Origin of the sequence: Caballeronia sp. LZ029, from assembly GCF_031451275.1 — a bacterium.
GTDB lineage: Bacteria > Pseudomonadota > Gammaproteobacteria > Burkholderiales > Burkholderiaceae > Caballeronia > Caballeronia jiangsuensis.
In genome coordinates this window covers 471,766-490,950 of sequence record NZ_JARUXO010000001.1, presented here as the reverse complement: position 1 = coordinate 490,950, position 19,185 = coordinate 471,766, and the positions used below count along the sequence as shown (strand labels likewise).

Below are 19,185 nucleotides of genomic sequence, written 5' to 3'. Positions count from 1 at the left end.
GAGGCTCGACAGAACAATGACGCAATCCAACCACGCTTCCCTGCTCGTCGAACTGCTCACCGAAGAACTGCCGCCGAAAGCGCTCGCGCGTCTCGGCACCGCTTTCGCCGAAGGCATCGTCGAGCGTCTCGCCGCGCGCGATCTGATCGACGGCGCGCCCGCGTTCGAAAAGTACGCAACGCCGCGCCGCCTCGCCGTGCTCATCAGGAACGTGCGCGATGTCGCGCCGGAAAAGCAGGTGCGCGAGAAAGTGCTGCCCGTGTCGGTCGCGCTCGACAAGGAAGGCAACCCCACGCCGCCGCTCGCGAAAAAGCTCGCTGCGCTCGGCTTCCCCGACTTCCCGCTCGCCGAACTCGAACGCGCGCAGGACGGCAAGGCGGAAGCGTTCTTCCTGCGCTACGCCGCGCCCGGCGCGACGCTCGCCGACGGTCTGCAAGCCGCGCTCGACGAAACTCTCGGCAAGCTGCCGATTCCGAAGGTCATGACCTATCAGCGTCCGGACGGCACCAGCGTGCAGTTCGTGCGTCCGGTGCAGCGCCTCGTCGCCATGCACGGGCGCAACGTCGTGCCGGTGAGCGCGCTCGGCGTCGATTCGGGCGATACGACCGTCGGTCATCGATTCATGTCGGAAGGCTTCGTTGCGATTCCGAACGCCGACGAATACGCCAACACGCTGCGCAGCAAAGGGCATGTCGTCGCCAATTTCGACGATCGCCGCGAATCGATTCGCACGCAGCTTCTGGCGTTCGCCGGCGACGACCGCGTCGTGATGCCCGAAGCGCTGCTCGACGAAGTGAACGCGCTCGTCGAATGGCCGGTCGTGTACGAATGCCGCTTCGACGAGGAATTCCTGCAGGTGCCGCAGGAATGTCTCATCCTCACGATGCAGACCAACCAGAAGTATTTCGCACTCACCGACCAGCACGGCAAGCTGCGCTCGCGTTTCCTGATCGTGTCGAACATCGATACGAAGACGCCCGACGAGATCGTCGAAGGCAACGAGCGCGTCGTGCGCCCGCGTCTCGCCGATGCGAAGTTCTTCTTCACGCAGGACAAGAAGAAGCGTCTCGAAGACCGCGTGCCGCTGCTCGCGAACGTCGTCTATCACAACAAGCTCGGCTCGACGCTGCAACGCGTCGAGCGTGTCGAGGCGCTTGCAGGCGAAATCGCACCGATGGTCGGCGTCGATGCCGCTTTGACGCGCCGCGCCGCGCGTCTCGCGAAGGCCGATTTGCTGACCGACATGGTCGGCGAATTCCCCGAGCTGCAAGGCACGATGGGCACGTATTACGCGCGTCACGACGGCGAGCCGGAAGAAGTCGCGCTCGCGTGTTCGGAGCACTATCAGCCGCGCTTCTCGGGCGATGAAACGCCGTCGACGGGCGTCGGCGCGGCGGTCGCGCTCGCGGACAAGCTGGAAACGATCGTCGGCATCTGGGGCATCGGTCTCGCGCCGACGGGCGAGAAAGACCCGTTCGCGCTGCGCCGTCACGCGCTCGGCGTGCTGCGCATCCTGCTGGAAAAGAAGCTGCCGATCGATCTGCGCGATCTCGTCGGCATCGCTCAACGCCAGTTCGCGGGCATGCCGCAAGTCGCCGATTCGACCGAAGCCATCTACGCGTTCTTCCTCGATCGCCTGCGTGGTCTGTTGCGCGAACGCGGCTTCGAAGCGAACGATATCGAAGCGGTGCTGAGCCTGAACCCGACGCGTCTCGACGACATCGTCGCGCGCCTCGATGCCGTGCGCGAGTTCGCCGCGTTGCCCGAAGCGGCGGCGCTCGCGGCCGCCAACAAGCGCATCTCGAACATCCTGAAGAAGTCGGAGCAAGGCGCGCCTTCGTCGGTGAACAAGGAACTGCTCGTCGAAGCGGCAGAGAAGAATCTCTACGCGCAGATCGAACAGGTGACGCCGCGCGTGCAGAGCCAGCTCGCGGCGCGCAACTATACGGAAGCGCTGACCGCGCTCGCCGCGTTGCGCGAGAGCGTCGACACGTTCTTCAACGACGTGATGGTGAACGCGGAAGATCCCGCGCTGCGCAACAATCGGCTTGCATTGCTCAACGCATTGCATCAGCAGATGAACTGCGTCGCCGATATTTCGAAGCTCGCTGCCTGACGCGCCGCCATGGTCATGAACCGAAAACTGGTCATCCTCGATCGCGACGGCGTGATCAACGCCGACTCCGATGCGTTCATCAAGTCGCCGGACGAATGGGTCGCCATTCCCGGCAGCCTCGAAGCCATCGCGCGCCTGAATCAGTCGGGCTATCGCGTGGCGATCGCATCGAATCAGTCGGGCATCGGGCGCGGTCTCTTCGACATGGCCGCGCTGAACGCGATGCATCAGAAGATGAATCGCGCGGTCGCGGCCGTCGGCGGACGTATCGACGCGGTGTTCTTCTGCCCGCACACGGCGGAAGATCAATGCGATTGCAGAAAGCCGAGGCCCGGCATGTTGCAGCAGATCATCGATCGCTTCGAGATCGATCCTGAAGACACGCCCGTCGTCGGCGATTCGCTGCGCGATCTGCAAGCGGGCGCGGCGCTCGGCTTTCCCACGCATCTCGTGCTCACCGGCAAGGGCGAAAAGACGCTCAAGGAAGGCCAGTTGCCCGAAGGCACCGTGGTTCACAAGGACTTGCGCGCGTTCGCGCTCGAGTTTCTCGCACGGCATCAGGACCGCTCCGCGGCCCAGTAACACCGAGACGTCATGCGCTTCATCCGTTCGCTGCTGTTGATGCTTTACTTCATCGTGTACACGACGCCGTACGCGATCGCCTGTTTCATTGCGTTTCCGTTCATGCGCGCCGACAAGCGCTACTGGATGGCGGCCGGCTGGTGCAAATCGACCATCGTCGTGCTGCGGCATCTGATCGGGATTCGCTACACGATCGAAGGCATGGAGAACCTGCCGGACGGTCCGGCCGTGCTGCTGTCGAAGCATCAGTCCGCATGGGAGACGCTCGCGTTTCCCGCGCTGATGCCGCGCCCGCTCTGCTACGTGTTCAAGCGCGAGTTGCTCTACGTGCCGTTCTTCGGCTGGGCGCTCGGGCTGCTCAAGATGGTCCACATCGATCGCAAGCAGGGACGCGATGCGTTCGCATCCGTCACGAGCCAGGGCCGCGCGCGCATGGACGAAGGCGCGTGGGTCATCATGTTTCCCGAAGGCACGCGCACGCGCGTCGGCAGCCAGGGCAAGTACAAGACCGGCGGCGCGCGCTTCGCCGTCGTGACCGGCGCGCCGGTCGTGCCGATCGCGCACAACGCCGGTCACGTCTGGCCACGCAATTCCTTCATCAAATATCCGGGTATAGTCACGGTGTCGATCGGCAGGCCGATCGATACAGCCGGTCTCACGCCCGAGGAAGTGAACACGCGCGTCGAAAGCTGGATCGAGGCGGAAATGCGCCGCATCGATCCGCACGCTTACGCCGCGCCGAACGCGCAGCCGGGTGAAGCCGGCGCCGCGGGCGCGGGCCGCTGAAGCGGCAGCGTTCGAATCGAGCCGCGGCGTGCCTTACTCATTCTTCTCGTCATTCCTGCGCCGTGAGCGCAAAGCCGAGCCGATGCAGAAAGCCCCATCGCGACAGCGCCCCGCCGTCGCGCTCGATACCCTGCAACTCGATCTGCCGTTCGAGCATGCGCCGGCATACTCCGGCGCACCGCCCGCGAACGGACCCGCTCCGCTGCGCGGCGATGTTCCCGCCGCCGATCCCGTTCCCGTTCTCACGCCCCCCGCTCCGGCTACACCGCTTCCCGATGGCGTGCGTCTGCGCCGCATCGCGTTGAAGGCGGGCGCGCTGGAGTATCGGTTGAGGCGTTCGGCGCGGCGCACGATCGGCTTTTGCATCGACGGCACCGGGCTCGCGATCACCGCGCCGCGCTGGGTGACGATCGCGGACATCGAAAGCGCGATCCTCGGCAAGCAGAACTGGATCGTCAAGAAGCTCACCGAATGGCAGACGCGCGTCGAGCAGCGCGCGCTGCCGCGCATCGACTGGAAGGATGGCGCGCAGTTTCCGTATCTCGGCAAGACGATCAGCGTGTCGCTCGGCTCGTCGGCAAGCGCGCTTTCTTTCGACGACAAGACCAACGTGCTCTCGCTCGCGCTGCCCGCACTCGCCGACGCGCAGCAGATCAAGGATCGCGTGCAGGGCTGGCTGCAATCGGAAGCGAAGCGCATCTTCGGCGAGCGGCTCGCGGTGTATGCGGCGAAGCTCGGCGTCGAGTATCGCGCGTATGCGTTGTCGTCGGCGGCGACGCGCTGGGGCAGTTGTTCCAGCGACGGCAAGATCCGCCTGAACTGGCGGCTCATTCATTTCCCGATGTCGATCATCGATTACGTCGTCGCGCACGAGCTCGCGCATCTGCGCGAGATGAACCACAGCCCGCGCTTCTGGCAGACGGTCGAATCCATCTTCCCCGAGTTCCGCGAAGCGCGGCATACGCTCAAGCATCATCCGCCGGATCTGCTGCCGGCGCTCTGAGGTGTCGTCAGCGTGCGGCGGGCGCCGACGGTACAATTTCCTTCCTGTCCCCCGCAAACGACACACAACAGGAACCCCACCATGCGACTCCTCCATACGATGCTGCGCGTCGGCGACCTGCAGCGTTCCATCGATTTCTATACGCGCATTCTCGGCATGAAAGTGCTGCGTCAAAGCGAAAACACCGAGTACAAGTACACGCTTGCGTTCGTCGGCTACGGCCCGGAAAGCGAGAACAGCGTCCTTGAGCTGACCTACAACTGGGGCACCGACAAGTACGATCTCGGCACGGCCTACGGCCATATCGCGCTCGAAGTCGACGACGCCGCCGGCGCATGCGAGCGCATTCGCCAGGCAGGCGGCAAGGTCACGCGTGAAGCCGGACCGGTGAAAGGCGGCACGACGGTGATCGCGTTCGTCGAAGATCCGGACGGCTACAAGGTCGAGCTGATCGAAAAGCATTCGTAACGCACGCAGCACATCGCGCGCCGCGCATTCGTCGCGGCGCGCAATCTCCACGGGCTCATCACGACCTTTCGCTCATCGAAGGCCGTTCGCTGGCACAATCGACGCTCCAAATCAGTGCATGGCCTCTCCGGCCACGCTTACCGAGCCAGCCGATGAGCACGCCGTCCGTCTCCCTGCGCCGCGCCCCCGACGCCACCGCCATCATCGTGATGATCGCGCTGTGCGGCGCGTGGGGATTCCAGCAAGTCGCGATCAAGGAAGCGAACGCATCGATTCCACCGATGCTGCAAGCCGGCATCCGCTCGCTGATCGCGACATGCCTCGTGTGGATATGGACGCGCACGCGCGGGGTGCCGCTCTTCCAGCGCGACGACACATTGCCCGCCGGCCTGCTCGCGGGCCTGCTGTTCGGCGGCGAGTTCGTCTGCATTTTCTTCGGCCTGAGTCTCACCACCGCGACACGCATGGCCGTGTTTCTCTACACCGCGCCCTGCTTCACCGCGCTCGGCCTGCACTGGTTCGTCGCGGGCGAGCGACTTTCGCGCACGCAGTGGTGCGGCATCGTGCTCGCGTTCTGCGGCATCGCGCTCGCGTTCGCCGACGGCTTTTTGCACGGCAATCCGAACAGCGCATCGACGATGCGGGGAATCGCGGGCGATGCGCTCGGCATCATGGCCGGCATCTTCTGGGCCGCGACGACGGTCGTCGTGCGCGCGTCGTCGCTATCGCATGCGAGCGCGAGCAAGACGCTGTTCTATCAGCTGGCGGTGTCGGCGGTGCTGCTGCTCGTGCTCGCTGCGGGCATCGGACAGACGCACGTCGGCGCCGTCTCGCCGCTCGCGATCGCGAGCCTCGCGTATCAGGCGATCGTCGTCGCGTTCATCAGCTATCTGACATGGTTCTGGCTGCTCACGCGCTATATGGCGTCGCGGCTTTCCGTGTTCTCGTTTCTCACGCCGATCTTCGGCGTCACCTTCGGCGTGCTTCTGCTCGGCGAGCAGTTCACCGCGCGGTTCATGGTCGCCGCGGCGATGGTGCTCACGGGCATCGCGCTGGTGAACCGTCCCGCGCGCCGGACGTAGCTCACTCCGGCGCGGTCGCGCGAATCGTGACCATGTCGTGATCGATGTCGTCGTCGTGACCGGACGCGGCACGGAGGTGCTCCGCCGGCATCGGTTCGACCGGATAGCCGTGCTTCTCCCACGCATCCAGCCCGCCCTTCAGCGGCCGCACATGGCTGAAACCCTTCGCGCGCAACTGCCGCGCGATGATCTTCGCGGTCGCCTCGTTCGGGCACACGCAATACACAACCACCTCGTGCTCCGAATACAACTGATCGACGCGATCCGGCGAATCGAGGTCCAGCGCGATCGCGCCGGCGATGCGATACGGCTCGCGGCGACGAATCTCCGCCGGGCGCGCATCGTAGATCACAGGCGGCGCGTCGGAACGCATCATCGAGTCGAGCTGATCCGGCGTGATGTGATACTTCGCGAGCCACTGGCGAAACTGTTCGCGCCGGATCCATCGATACAGCAGGAAGCCGAGCGCGACCATCACGAGAATGTCGATCACCGTCGTGCCATTGGCGCGCACCAGCACGACGAGCCGCGCGATTTGTTCCTGCAGCGCCGCGCCGCCGAGCATCCAGAAACTCGCCCACGCCGTCGCGCCGATCAGGTCCCACAAGATGAACACGCGCACTTCGATCTGCGTAGTGCCGAGCAGCGGCGCCGACACGAGCCCGAGCCCCGGCACGAACTTCGACAGCGCGAGCAGCGGCACGCCGAAACGCTCGAACCAGCGGCGCGCGGTGCGCAGCGTCGAATCGATGGACAGCGAGAAGCGCACGAGCGAATTGAGAAAGCGGCGGCCGTAGAGGCGGCCCGCGGCGAACCAGAGCGAATCCGCGATGAGCACGGCGAGCACCGCGGCCGCGAGCATCTGCCAGAACGGCGCGTTGCCGGCGGCGACGATCGTACCGGCGAGAATCAGCATCGGCGCGGCGGGGACGGGCACGCCGAGTTGCGTCGCGAGGACGCTGACGAAGACGGCCCACGCGCCCCACGACGACGCGAGCGAAGTCGGGACGTGCGGCATTCGAACCTCTTGATCGAGCTTTCGTGGAGGTGAGCGCCGGCGCGTTGGGGTCCGGCGCAAAGGGTTACACTGTATCGCGATCCCGACAAACACGCCCAATCGATCCGGGCGACGAGAGCGGGACGCGAGGCAACAACCGGGGGAGTCAGCGTGCAAGCCATCACTCAGCCTTTCTTCGACATCAACACCGGCACGATGACGTATGTCGTCTACAAGGAGGCCGGTTCGGCAGCGGCGATCGTCGATCCCGTGCTCGACTACGATCCGAAAGCCGCGCGCACCTCGACGCAATCAGCCGATGCGGTCGTCGCGTTCGTGCGCGAAAAGCGGCTCTCCGTCGAATGGATTCTGGAGACGCACGCACATGCCGACCATCTTTCGGCGGCGCCGTATCTGAAGCGCACGCTGGGCGGGAAGATCGCCATCGGCGAATCGATACGCGCCGTGCAGGGCGTGTTCAAGAAGATTTTCGATCTCGAACCGGAGTTTCAGCTCGACGGCTCGCAATTCGATCATCTGTTTTCGGACGGCGAGCGCTTCACGATCGGCGAGATCGAGGCGACCGCGCTGTTCGTGCCGGGCCACACGCCCGCCGACATGGCGTATCGAATCGGCGATGCGGTGTTCGTCGGCGACACGCTCTTCATGCCGGACGTCGGCACCGCGCGCTGCGATTTTCCCGGCGGCAGCGCACGCAGGCTGTATCGATCGATCCAGCGCCTGCTCGCGCTCGATCCGGAAACGCGCCTCTTCGTCTGCCACGACTATCCGCCCGACACGCGCGACCCGCAGTGGCAAAGCACGGTGCGCGAGCAGCGCGAGAAGAACATTCACGTCGGGGGCGGCAAGACCGAAGACGAATTCGTCGCGATGCGCGAGGCGCGCGACGCGACCCTCGGCATGCCGACGCTCATCTTGCCCGCGATCCAGGTGAACATCCGCGCCGGCCACTTTCCTGACGCGGCCGGCAACGGCACGACCTATCTGAAGATACCGTTGAACGCGTTTTAGCCTTCGATTCTGCCGCGCGTCACGCCGAGCAAATTGGCCATCGCGCGGCGCGCACCGGCCGAATCTCGCGCGACGATCGCCTTAAACACGGCCGTATGTTCCGCGAGCGACGCGTTGTAGACATCGGCGCGCTTGGCGTTCAGCCGCAGTTGGCCTTCCAGCGTGCGCTCGATCAGCGCGCCGAGCGGTATCAGCAATTCGTTGCTGCACGCGGCGAGCACGCACAGATGGAAATCGAGGTCCGCGCGCACCCATTCTTCGACATTCTGCGCGCCGACCATCGCCTGATGTGCGCGCGTGAGGCGCTCGCGCGTGCGTTCCTCGTGGTTATCGGCGGCGAGCGCGGCGGCGTACGGCTCGATCATCTCGCGCATTTCCTGAAGCTTGAGCGCGAATTGCAGCGGCGGCGCGACGCGCGAATACCAGTCGAGCATGTCGGAATCGAGCAGATTCCAGGCATCCTTCGCGCGCACGCGCGTGCCGACTTTCGGCCGCGACTCGATCAGCCCTTTCGACGTGAGCGTGCGCAACGCCTCGCGGAGCACCGTGCGGCTCACGCCGAAACGCTCCATCAACTCCGCTTCGCGCGGCAAGGGCGATCCGGGCGCGACGTCGCCACGCAGAATCGCCATGCCCAGTTCATGCGCCACGCGGCCATGTAGATCCCGGTGAATGATGGTCTCCTTTAGGTATGGGCACGATTATGGAGTATTCGGCTGATGTTTCGAAAGGTCCGTCAGAATTCAATAATACTATTAATATGCCTAAACGGCGGCTTTTTGCTAACATGTAGATCCCTTCAAGGAGACGCTCAATGAAAATCACGAAGCTCGAGACCTTCATCGTTCCGCCACGCTGGTGCTTCCTCAAGATCGAAACGGACGAAGGCATCACCGGCTGGGGCGAGCCGGTCGTCGAAGGCCGCGCGCACACGGTCGCCGCCGCCGTCGATGAACTCGCCGATTACCTCGTCGGCCGCGACCCGCGCAATATCGAAGACCTCTGGCAGGTCATGTATCGCTCCGGCTTCTATCGCGGCGGTCCTATCGGCATGAGCGCGATCGCGGGCGTCGATCAGGCGCTGTGGGACATTCTCGGCAAGTATCACGGCGTGCCGGTTCACGCGCTGCTCGGCGGCCAGGTGCGCGACAAGATCAAGGTGTATTCGTGGATCGGCGGCGACCGTCCGAGCGATGTCGCGAACAACGCGCGCGCGGTGGTCGATCGCGGCTTCAAGGCCGTGAAGATGAACGGCTCGGAAGAGTTGCAGATCATCGATACCTTCGACAAGGTGCAAGGCGTCATCGACAACGTGCGCGCCGTGCGTGAAGCGGTTGGTCCGAACGTGGGCATCGGCGTCGACTTTCATGGCCGCGTTCACAAGCCGATGGCGAAGGTGCTCGCGAAGGAACTCGATCCGTTCAAGCTGATGTTCATCGAAGAGCCGGTGCTGTCGGAGAACGTCGAGGCGCTGCGCGATATCGTCAACCAGACGAGCACGCCGATCGCGCTCGGCGAGCGGCTCTACTCGCGCTGGGACTTCAAGCACATTCTGGCGGGCGGTTATGTGGACATCATTCAGCCGGACGCGTCCCATGCGGGCGGCCTGAGCGAATGCCGCAAGATCGCGACGATGGCCGAAGCCTACGATGTCGCGCTCGCGCTGCACTGCCCGCTCGGTCCGATCGCGCTCGCGACCTGCCTGCAGATCGACGCGGTGAGCTACAACGCGTTCATTCAGGAGCAGAGTCTCGGCATCCACTACAACAAGGGCAACGACCTGCTCGATTACATCAAAAATCCGGAAGTCTTCAAGTACGAAGACGGCATGGTGACGATCCCGCAGGGGCCGGGATTAGGCATCGAGGTGAACGAGGAGAAGGTGCGCGAGATGGCGAAGGTCGGGCATCGCTGGCGCAATCCGGTGTGGCGTCACGCGGACGGCAGCGTCGCCGAGTGGTGATGCGTTCAGCGCCGAAGTCTTGCCTTCACGCCGCTGCGTAATGCGTTGCTGATGAGCAGGTCTTCGGCCTGCTGCAAGTCGTCCATCGTCAGCGTGCGTTCGGCGGCGCCGAGTTCTTCGATGAGCACGGCGCGCATCACGCCCGGCAACACGCCGGCGTCGATGGGCGGCGTGAACCACCGGCCGCCGATCTTCACGAAGACGCTGGAACGGCCGCCTTCGGTCAGCTCGCCGCGTTCGTTGACGAACAACATGTCGAAGGCGCCTTCGGCTTCTGCGGCTTTCCATGCGCGATCGTAGTCGGCGCGGCGCGTCGTCTTGTGACGCAGCAGCGGATCGCCGGACGACTGCGGCGCGAAGCCGCGATCGGATGCGAGCAACACATCCACGGTATCCGACGGCAACGGTGCGAGCGGCGCGCTCGTGATCGCGATGCGTCCGCTCTTGTCCAGCGCGATGCGCATACGATACGGTTTGCCCGCGTCGAATCCCGCACAATGCTGCTCGATTTGAGCCGAGAGCGTGGACTCGTCGAACGCAAAGCCGAGATACGCGGCGCTCGCCTTCAATCGCGCGACGTGGTGCGCGTAGTGGCGAACGCCTTCATCGCGCGTCGCATAGATAGTCTCGAAAAGCTCGAAGCCGGGGTCCGCGCCGGTCAGGAAGCGTGCTTTCAACAGACACTCCTCGTATTCGTCGGCGGCGACGCTATCGAGCACGATGCCCGCGCCGATGCCGAGCACGCCACGCCTGCCCGCGGCATCGACGACGATCGTGCGAATCGCCACCGACATGCAGAAATCGCCGCTTGCATCCAGCCAGCCGATCGCGCCCGTATAGAGGCCGCGCGGCGTGCTCTCGATTTCGTCGATCAGCTGCATCGTCCGATACTTCGGCGCGCCGGTGATCGAGCCGCACGGAAAGAGCGCGCGCACGATTCCCGCGAACGAGGTGCCGGGAATCACGCGCGCTTCGATCGTCGATGTCATCTGCCACACCGACGCGTAAGGCTCGACCGAAAACAGCACGGGCACATTCACCGAACCCGTGACCGCCACGCGCGACATGTCGTTGCGCAGCAGATCGACGATCATCACGTTCTCGGCGCGATTCTTCGGATCGTGGCGCAGCGCCTCGGGATCGGCGTCGCGCGGCGCGGTGCCTTTCATCGGCCGGGCGCGCAGCAGATCGCCCTGCTTTTCGACGAACAATTCCGGCGAGCACGACACGACCGATCTGCCATCCGGCAACGCGATCAACGCGCCGTAATGCACGGCCTGCCGCTCGCGCAATCGCCGATACAGCGCGAGCGGCGCGCCGAACACGTCGAAGTTCAGCCGGAACGTGTAGTTGATCTGATACGACTCGCCTTCGCGCAACGCGTCCTGCACGGCGGCGATCGACGTGTCGAATTCATCGCGCGTAACGCTCGCTTCGATGCCCGCGACGCCTGCCGTCAGGTCATCGCCTTCGGACGCGAGCCATGCGTCGACTTCATCGCGCGAAAGCCACGCGCACTCGCGGAACATGAGCACGCGCAGCGCATGATCGTCGCCGCGTCCGATGCTGCCGAACTGGAGATTGCGCCCGAACTCGTAATCCGCGACGACGACCGCATGAAGACCGCCTCGCAGATCGCGCTCGATCTCGCCGCAGACCGCGTCGAGCTCACGCGCATCCACGCACACGCGTTCGTGCGCGAAGTCCGTGTACAAACGACTCGACCGCCTTTCGGCGGTCGCATCGCAATCGTCGAGCAGCGCGAACACCGCGCTGCGCTCTTCGGTTTTCATCGTCATGCTCGCACGACGTACACCGCACTCAACCGCATCAGTCGAAGAAGCTCTTCACGCGGTCGAACCAGCTCTTGCTTTGCGGACTATGCCGCGCGCCGCCCTGCTCCAGCGACTTTTCGAACTGCTTCAGCAGATCGCGCTGCTGCTCCGTGAGCTTGACCGGCGTTTCCACCTGCACATGCACGTAGAGATCGCCGGCGATGCTCGAACGCAAGCCCTTGATGCCCTTGCCGCGCAGCCGGAACGTCTTGCCCGACTGCGTGCCTTCCGGCACCGTGAAGCTCGCGCGGCCCGCCAGCGTAGGCACTTCGATCTCGCCGCCCAGCGCCGCGGTCGTGAACTGGATCGGCATCTGGCAGTGCAGGTCGTCGCCGTCGCGCTCAAACACCGTGTGCTGCTTGATGTGGATTTCCACGTACAAGTCGCCGTTCGGGCCGCCGTTGATGCCCGGCTCGCCGTTGCCCGCCGAGCGGATGCGCATGCCGTCGTCGATGCCCGCCGGAATCTTCACTTCCAGCGTCTTCGTTTCCTTCACTTTGCCCGCGCCGTGGCAGTTCGCGCACGGATCGGGGATGTAGCTGCCGCTGCCGTGACACTTCGGGCACGTCTGCTGGATGCTGAAAAAGCCCTGCGACATGCGCACCTGGCCCTGGCCGTGACAGGTCGGGCAGGTTTCCGGCTTGGTGCCCGGCTTCGCGCCCGAGCCGTGACAGACGTTGCAGTTCACCCAGCTCGGCACGCGGATCTGCGTGTCGTAACCGTGCGCCGCCTGTTCGAGCGTGATCTCCATGCTGTAGCGCAGGTCCGCGCCGCGATACACCTGCGGTCCGCCGCGTCCGCCGCGAGCAGCGCCGCCCGCGGCCTGTCCGAAGATGTCGCCGAAGATATCGCCGAAGGCATCGGCGAAACCGCCGAAACCTTGCGCGCCCGCGCCCGCCATGTTCGGATCGACGCCCGCGTGGCCGTACTGATCGTACGCGGCCCGCTTCTGCTGGTCGGAGAGCATTTCGTAGGCTTCCTTCGCCTCCTTGAAATTCTCTTCCGCCTTCTTGTTGTCCGGATTGCGGTCAGGGTGATACTTCATCGCGAGCTTGCGATACGCCTTCTTGATCTCGTCGTCGCTCGCGTTTTTCGCGACGCCCAGAACGTCGTAGTAATCCCGTTTCGCCATGTCGGTTCGATGCCGCCGCGCTTACCCGCGACGGTTCCTGTCAGATGCTGCGAGTCCGTTGCTTCGACTCGCGCGTAAAACTTCGCGCGCCTCGCCTAAATCAAGACGCCTCTGAAAAAACAACGTGCCCGGAGAGCCGTGAGGCTCGCCAGGCGCGTTACACGTAAGACGCGTGACGCGTCCCGGTGGTGCCACCGAAAGGCGCGCGAGCGTTGCCACTCCCGCGCCCTTGCGGCTTAGTCCTTCTTCACTTCCTTGAAGTCGGCGTCGACGACATCGTCGTGGTGCTGGCTCGCGCCCGCATCCGCCGATGCGCCCGCGCCTGCCGCACCAGCCGCCGCGCTCGCCGCGCCTTGCTGCGCCTGCATGTCGGCGTACATCTTTTCGCCGAGCTTCTGCGAGGCTTGAGCCAGCGCCTCGACCTTCGCTTCGATCGTGGCCTTGTCGCTCGAATTGCTCTTCAGCGTTTCTTCGAGGTCCTTCAGCGCCGCTTCGATCTTTTCCTTCTCCGAAGCGTCGACCTTGTCGCCGTATTCGGCGACGGCCTTCTTCGTGCTGTGGACCAGCGCGTCGCCCTGGTTGCGGGCATCGGCCAGCTCGCGCAGCTTGTGATCTTCCTCGGCGTTGGCTTCGGCGTCCTTCACCATCTTGTCGATTTCCGCGTCCGTCAGACCCGAGTTCGCCTTGATGGTGATCTTGTTTTCCTTGCCCGTCGCCTTGTCCTTCGCGCCCACGTGCAGAATGCCGTTCGCGTCGATGTCGAAGGTCACTTCGATCTGCGGCGTGCCGCGCGGTGCGGGCGGAATGCCTTCGAGGTTGAACTCGCCGAGCAGCTTGTTGCCCACGGCCATTTCACGCTCGCCCTGGAACACCTTGATCGTCACGGCGCCCTGGTTGTCGTCGGCCGTCGAATACACTTGCGAGTGCTTCGTCGGGATCGTCGTGTTCTTGTTGATCATCTTCGTCATCACGCCGCCGAGCGTCTCGATGCCGAGCGACAAAGGCGTCACGTCGAGCAGCAGAACGTCCTTGCGGTCGCCCGACAGAACCTGGCCCTGAATCGCGGCGCCAACGGCCACGGCTTCGTCCGGGTTCACGTCACGGCGCGGATCCTTGCCGAAGAACTCCTTCACCTTTTCCTGCACCTTCGGCATACGCGTCATGCCGCCGACGAGAATCACGTCGTCGATGTCGCCGACCTTCACGCCCGCATCCTTGATCGCGATGCGACACGGTTCGATCGTGCGCTCGATCAGTTCTTCGACGAGCGCTTCGAGCTTTGCACGCGTGAACTTGAGGTTCAAGTGCTTCGGACCCGACGCGTCCGCCGTGATGTACGGCAGGTTGATGTCGGTCTGCGCGGTGGACGACAGTTCGATCTTCGCCTTTTCAGCGGCTTCTTTCAGGCGCTGCAGCGCGAGCACGTCCTTGCTCAGGTCGACGCCCTGTTCCTTCTTGAACTCGCCGATGATGTAATCGATGATGCGCTGGTCGAAGTCTTCACCGCCGAGGAACGTGTCGCCGTTCGTCGACAACACTTCGAACTGCATTTCGCCGTCCACGTCCGCGATCTCGATGATCGAGATATCGAACGTGCCGCCGCCCAAGTCGAACACGGCGATCTTGCGGTCGCCCTTTTCGGCCTTGTCCAGACCGAACGCGAGCGCGGCTGCCGTCGGCTCGTTGATGATGCGCTTCACTTCCAGACCGGCGATGCGGCCCGCGTCCTTGGTTGCCTGACGCTGACTGTCGTTGAAGTACGCCGGTACCGTGATCACGGCTTCCGTGACCGGCTCACCGAGGTAGTCCTCGGCGGTCTTCTTCATCTTGCGCAGCACTTCGGCGGAAACCTGCGACGGCGCGAGGTTCTTGCCGTGCGCCTCGACCCATGCGTCGCCGTTGTCGTGCTTGACGATCTTGTAGGGCATCAGATTGATGTCCTTCTGCACTTCCTTCTCTTCGAAGCGGCGGCCGATCAAACGCTTGACCGCGTACAGCGTGTTGCGCGGATTGGTGACCGACTGACGCTTGGCAGGCGCGCCGACGAGAATTTCGTTGTCATCCATGTACGCGATGATCGACGGCGTCGTGCGCGCGCCTTCCGAATTCTCGATGACCTTGACCTGATTGCCTTCCATCAGCGCCACGCACGAATTCGTGGTGCCGAGGTCGATGCCGATGATTCTGCCCATTTTTTATACTCTCCTAGCTTTGATCGCAGTGGCGTTGCGGCGGCGGTGTGTCGTGCCTGACGCCGGCTTTTGCCGATTTACCGGGCCGAACGCCCAAAATTCATACCTGTACGCAAGATAAGAGCGCCGGTTTCGATTTCAAGACCCTGAACACGATGAGGTCTATAACTTTTTTCGTGCGACGCCGATCTTTCGGTGCGCTGTCGAAGACCGCGAAGGCGGCCGGAACGACGGCGCACCGGCTGCGCATTACTTCGGCGCGGCGACGGTCACGAGCGCCGGACGCAGCACGCGATCCGCGATCACATAGCCCTTTTGCAGCACCGTGACGACGGTGTTCGGATCCTGCTCGGCCGGAACCATCGAAATGGCCTGATGGCGATGCGGATCGAATTTCTCGCCGACAGGATTCAACGCGATGACGCGGCCCTTCTCCAACGCGCCGGTGAGCTGACGCAGCGTCAGTTCGACGCCTTCGCGAACCTTGGCGAGATCCGACGACTGGTCGGCGAGCGCGGCTTCGAGGCTGTCGAGCACCGGCAGCAGGTTCTCCGCGAAATTTTCGATGGCGAATTTATGCGCCTTCGCGACGTCTTCCTGGCTGCGGCGGCGGACGTTTTCCGTCTCGGCCTTGGCGCGCAGGAAGTCTTCCTTGAGCGCCGCGATGGTGGCCTGCGCTTCGGCCAGCGCGGCCTCGGCCTCGTTCGGCGCAGCTTGCGGCGTGGCAGCCGCTTCTGCCGGCGCGGCCTGCGCCGTGCTGGTGGTGTCTGCGGCCTGGCGCGCGTTCTCGTCGGCGGGCGTCGGGTTCTGGCTCGCTGAATTCTCTTGCGTGTTTTCCATGTCGCTCAATATCTATTGCTGTTGAGTTGAATCGGTTGCGAAAGCGGCGGAGCGCAGTCCGGAACGCGTTTTTCGCACTAGCGGCGGAAATTGGGGCGTCGAAGGCATTTTCAAGGCTATTGCGCGAATTTTTCGGACCAATTCAAGCGCTCCGATGGCGCCGAAATGGCCGGTAACCCACACTTCGCCGCAGCGCGCAATTTCAGATTGAGGGAAAGCCCTGACTCGCCTACACTTCAATCAAGCACCGCAGGACGCACGTTTACCCTAATCCTACGAAATGCTTCAATCCGCTTACAGCCCTTGCCCGTTTCCTGAACCGGCCGCTTTCTGACCGGGCAACCCGTTCTCCGGGGATACCATGAAACTGACCTTTGCTATCGCGGTGGTCGCCCTGGTACTCGTCGCGGGAACGACCACCATCTGCATGTCCGGCGTCGTGACGGACCGTAACACCGAGTACGGTGGCGTTCACGCGACCATCGAAAGCTACTTCAATCCGAACGAGAAAATTTGTCGATAGTCCGCCGGTCGCGCTTCGTCGGCCTGCCCTGCAAGCCGGCTGCGGGTTCGCGGAACGTCCTGCGACGCTCGGCTTCGGCCGTGCGCTTCGCCCGGCCTTCCTCGGTTTCCGCATAGAGCGTCTGCGCGACCGTCGCCGGGCCGCGCACGTCGCATAGCCCGCGCACTTCGACCTGCCACACGAGCCGCTCGATATCGATCTCGACGATATCGCCGACACGCACGTCCTTCGACGGCTTCACGTTCGCCCCGCCGATCGTCACACGGCCCTTTTCCACCGCATCGCTCGCGAGCGAACGCGTCTTGAAGAAACGCGCCGCCCAGAGCCACTTATCGATGCGCAAACGCGCGCCAGGTTCCGTCGAAATCTTGTAGTTCATGGGTGAATGCTTGAAAAAGCCGTGCTCAGGCCACCGCGGAAAGCGGCTGCACGGTCTGTACGGGCCACCCCTGCAGATGCTGCGCGGCGATTTCGCCGAGCCCCTTGATCCACGCGGGCGTCGCGTTCAGACAGGGAATCCGGTGGAAATGCCTGCCGCCGGCCTTCAGAAATTCGTCGCGCACCTCGATGCCGATTTCCTCGATCGTTTCCAGACAATCCGCCGTGAAGCCGGGACAGAACACGTCCACGCGCGCGACGCCGCCCGCGCCGAGTTCCGTGACCGTCGGCGCGGTGTACGGCTGAAGCCACTCCGCGCGGCCGAAGCGTGACTGGAACGTGACGCGGCATTCCACCGGCGTGAGCCCGAGCGCGGCCGTGAGCAGGGAGCCGGTCGACTGACACTGGTCGTGATACGGGTCGCCGAGATCCATCGTGCGTTTCGGCACGCCGTGAAAGCTCAGGACGAGCTTGTCGCCCGCGGCGAAATCCGGCTGGCCGTGATGCCGCCAATAATCGCGCACTTGTTCGGCAAGCGCGCCGATATACGCGGGATGATCCGCGTAATGGCGGATCGTGCGGATTTCCGGCTGATTGCGCACGCGCTTGAGCGCGGCGAAGGCATCGTCGAACGCGGTGGCTGTCGTGGACGACGAGTATTGCGGATACATCGGCAAGAGAAGAATGCGATCGGCGCCTTCGAGCTTCAACTGATTCAGCATCGCGCCGATGCCGGGCGACCCATAGCGCATCGCATAGTCGACGATCACGTGATAGTCGTTCGCCGCGAACAGCCGCCGCAGACCCTCGACCTGCTTTTCCGTATGCACGCGCAGCGGCGAGCCTTCGGGCATCCACACTTGCGCATATTTCCTGGCCGACGCGCGTCCGCGAAACGGCAGGATCAGCGCGCGCAGAATGACCTGCCACACGAGCGACGGAATTTCGACGACGCGCGGATCGGACAGAAACTGCGCCAGATACTTGCGCACCGCCCGCGGCGTGGGCGCGTCCGGCGTGCCGAGATTGATCAGCAGCACCGCGACGCGATGCGAAGCGCTGGGCTGCGAGGGCAACTCGAGGTCGAAACGCATAGGGCAAGCAGGCCGGAAGAGTGGTCGTCTAAAAGTTGAGAACCATTATAGCGGCGGGCTTAAGCGGGCATCATTGGCCGAACGGCCTAGTGGCGCGACCTTGCGTGCCGCGCCAAGATGGCGTCACTGATGACTGAGTGACATCGAGAGCAGGCGCGCGGTGATGTCCACGATCGGAATCACGCGGTTATACGCCATGCGCGTCGGGCCGATCACGCCGAGCGTGCCGACGATCTTCCCGTTGACCTCGTACGGCGCTGTCACGACGCTCATTTCCTCGATCGGCACGAGATTGCTCTCGCCGCCGATAAAGATTTGCACGCCTTGCGCGTGGCTCGATACATCCAGCAATTGCAGGAGGCTCGTCTTTTGGTCGAACAAATCGAAAAGCTTGCGCAGCCGCGCCATGTCGGACGAAAGGTCCGCCACTTCGAGCAGATTGCGCTCGCCGGAAATGAGCACGGTGTCCATAGGGTCCGTCTCGGCGGTGCTCGCGACCACGGCCGCCTGCATGAGCGTGGTCATGTCGCCGCGCAACTGGTCGATTTCCTCGCGCAGACGGCGGCGCACTTCGTCGAAGGACAGGCCCGCGAAATGCGCGTTGATGTAATTGGACGCTTCGACGAGCTGCGAGGGCGAGTAGTCGCGCTGCGTCGCCATCATGCGGTTCTGGACGTCGCCTTCGGGCGTCACGATGATGAGCAGGATGCGCTTGTCCGACAGCCGCATGAACTCGATCTGCTTGAACATGTGGCTGCGGCGCGGCGTGAGCACGACACCCGCGAACGACGACAGACTGGACAGCACGCTCGCCGCCGCCGCGACGATTTTCTGCGGCTCCTCGCCCTGCAGCCGGGTCTTGACCGCGGTGGTCATGGCTTCATCTTGCGGCGCTTCTACAGTCAGCATCGTATCGACGAAGAGCCGGTAGCCGCGCGGCGTGGGAATGCGTCCCGCCGACGTATGCGGGCTCGAGACGAGGCCGAGCTCCTCGAGATCCGACATCACGTTGCGGATCGTCGCGGGGCTCAGTTCGAGACCGGAATGGCGTGATAACGTGCGCGAACCGACCGGCTGACCTTCGGCGATGTAGCGCTCGATCAACGTTTTCAGGAGGGTTTGTGCACGTGGGTCTAGCATGGGGAAATTTTAGCTCAACGAG

Annotated in this window: 18 protein-coding genes; 9 read left to right on the top strand and 9 right to left on the bottom strand. The window is 63.9% G+C overall.

The features are described 5' to 3' along the window. The first annotated feature begins 16 nt into the window (after nt 1-16). The 6 genes from glyS (at nt 17) to QCE73_RS02290 (ending at nt 6,037) form a co-directional block, all read left to right on the top strand. Nucleotides 17-2,116 carry a glycine--tRNA ligase subunit beta gene (gene glyS, locus QCE73_RS02315; protein WP_309879609.1) on the top strand — a complete coding sequence of 700 codons (2,100 nt, stop codon included), beginning with the start codon at nt 17-19 and terminating at the stop codon, nt 2,114-2,116. 9 nt (nt 2,117-2,125) lie between these two features. Continuing rightward, nucleotides 2,126-2,698, top strand: a complete 573-nt coding sequence (gene gmhB / locus QCE73_RS02310) for a D-glycero-beta-D-manno-heptose 1,7-bisphosphate 7-phosphatase (protein WP_035497767.1) — start codon at nt 2,126-2,128, stop codon at nt 2,696-2,698. 12 nt (nt 2,699-2,710) lie between these two features. Beyond that, a complete protein-coding gene (locus QCE73_RS02305; protein WP_035497765.1) occupies nt 2,711-3,484 on the top strand; it encodes a 1-acyl-sn-glycerol-3-phosphate acyltransferase in 774 nt (257 codons plus the stop codon). An 82-nt stretch (nt 3,485-3,566) separates the two neighbouring features. Continuing rightward, nucleotides 3,567-4,487, top strand: a complete 921-nt coding sequence (locus tag QCE73_RS02300) for a M48 family metallopeptidase (protein WP_035497960.1) — start codon at nt 3,567-3,569, stop codon at nt 4,485-4,487. A gap of 81 nt (nt 4,488-4,568) precedes the next feature. Continuing rightward, entirely contained in the window at nt 4,569-4,955 is a 387-nt protein-coding gene (gloA, locus tag QCE73_RS02295) for a lactoylglutathione lyase (RefSeq protein WP_238209787.1), read from the top strand. A 152-nt stretch (nt 4,956-5,107) separates the two neighbouring features. Next, a complete protein-coding gene (locus tag QCE73_RS02290) occupies nt 5,108-6,037 on the top strand; it encodes a DMT family transporter (RefSeq protein ID WP_309879608.1) in 930 nt (309 codons plus the stop codon). Nucleotide 6,038: 1 nt separating this feature from the next. Here QCE73_RS02290 and QCE73_RS02285 read toward each other — a convergent pair whose 3' ends face one another. Next, complete coding sequence (locus tag QCE73_RS02285) at nt 6,039-7,055, bottom strand: DedA family protein/thiosulfate sulfurtransferase GlpE (RefSeq protein ID WP_035497759.1); 1,017 nt, start codon at nt 7,053-7,055, stop codon at nt 6,039-6,041. Nucleotides 7,056-7,205: 150 nt separating this feature from the next. Between QCE73_RS02285 and QCE73_RS02280 the strand changes: the two genes are divergently transcribed. After that, nucleotides 7,206-8,066, top strand: coding sequence for an MBL fold metallo-hydrolase (locus tag QCE73_RS02280; RefSeq protein ID WP_309879607.1), 861 nt, complete (start codon nt 7,206-7,208; stop codon nt 8,064-8,066). Here the strand turns inward: QCE73_RS02280 and QCE73_RS02275 are convergent. Further along, nucleotides 8,063-8,698 carry a FadR/GntR family transcriptional regulator gene (locus QCE73_RS02275; protein WP_309879606.1) on the bottom strand — a complete coding sequence of 212 codons (636 nt, stop codon included), beginning with the start codon at nt 8,696-8,698 and terminating at the stop codon, nt 8,063-8,065. The genes QCE73_RS02280 and QCE73_RS02275 overlap by 4 nt on opposite strands. A 182-nt stretch (nt 8,699-8,880) precedes the next feature. On the opposite strand from QCE73_RS02275, the gene dgoD reads away from it, so the two are divergent. Continuing rightward, nucleotides 8,881-10,029 (top strand): galactonate dehydratase, encoded by a 1,149-nt coding sequence (gene dgoD / locus QCE73_RS02270; RefSeq protein WP_309879605.1) that lies wholly within the window; start codon nt 8,881-8,883, stop codon nt 10,027-10,029. A gap of 5 nt (nt 10,030-10,034) precedes the next feature. Here the strand turns inward: dgoD and pabB are convergent, their stop codons facing one another. The 4 genes from pabB to grpE all read right to left on the bottom strand — a co-directional run bounded on the left by pabB (nt 10,035) and on the right by grpE (nt 16,028). Next, nucleotides 10,035-11,822, bottom strand: coding sequence for an aminodeoxychorismate synthase component I (gene pabB, locus QCE73_RS02265; RefSeq protein WP_309879604.1), 1,788 nt, complete (start codon nt 11,820-11,822; stop codon nt 10,035-10,037). A 37-nt stretch (nt 11,823-11,859) separates the two neighbouring features. Then, nucleotides 11,860-12,996, bottom strand: coding sequence for a molecular chaperone DnaJ (gene dnaJ, locus QCE73_RS02260; RefSeq protein WP_035497750.1), 1,137 nt, complete (start codon nt 12,994-12,996; stop codon nt 11,860-11,862). A 236-nt stretch (nt 12,997-13,232) separates the two neighbouring features. After that, nucleotides 13,233-15,188: a molecular chaperone DnaK gene (dnaK, locus tag QCE73_RS02255; RefSeq protein ID WP_035497748.1), complete on the bottom strand. Its 1,956-nt coding sequence runs from the start codon at nt 15,186-15,188 to the stop codon at nt 13,233-13,235. Between the two features lie 249 nt (nt 15,189-15,437). Further along, on the bottom strand, nt 15,438-16,028 hold the full coding sequence (grpE, locus tag QCE73_RS02250; protein WP_238209780.1) for a nucleotide exchange factor GrpE: 591 nt from the start codon (nt 16,026-16,028) through the stop codon (nt 15,438-15,440). A gap of 361 nt (nt 16,029-16,389) precedes the next feature. On the opposite strand from grpE, the gene QCE73_RS02245 reads away from it, so the two are divergent. Beyond that, nucleotides 16,390-16,551, top strand: a complete 162-nt coding sequence (locus QCE73_RS02245) for a hypothetical protein (RefSeq protein ID WP_181291003.1) — start codon at nt 16,390-16,392, stop codon at nt 16,549-16,551. Here QCE73_RS02245 and QCE73_RS02240 read toward each other — a convergent pair. From QCE73_RS02240 to hrcA, 3 genes are all read right to left on the bottom strand, one after another. Continuing rightward, nucleotides 16,523-16,930: an RNA-binding S4 domain-containing protein gene (locus QCE73_RS02240; RefSeq protein WP_035497744.1), complete on the bottom strand. Its 408-nt coding sequence runs from the start codon at nt 16,928-16,930 to the stop codon at nt 16,523-16,525. The two genes, QCE73_RS02245 and QCE73_RS02240, sit on opposite strands and share 29 nt — an antisense overlap. Nucleotides 16,931-16,955: 25 nt before the next feature. After that, entirely contained in the window at nt 16,956-18,023 is a 1,068-nt protein-coding gene (gene hemH, locus QCE73_RS02235; protein WP_035497742.1) for a ferrochelatase, read from the bottom strand. 123 nt (nt 18,024-18,146) lie between these two features. After that, the gene (hrcA, locus tag QCE73_RS02230; RefSeq protein ID WP_035497740.1) at nt 18,147-19,163 is read right to left on the bottom strand and encodes a heat-inducible transcriptional repressor HrcA; all 1,017 of its coding nucleotides are present in this window, start codon (nt 19,161-19,163) and stop codon (nt 18,147-18,149) included. Nucleotides 19,164-19,185: the final 22 nt, after the last annotated feature.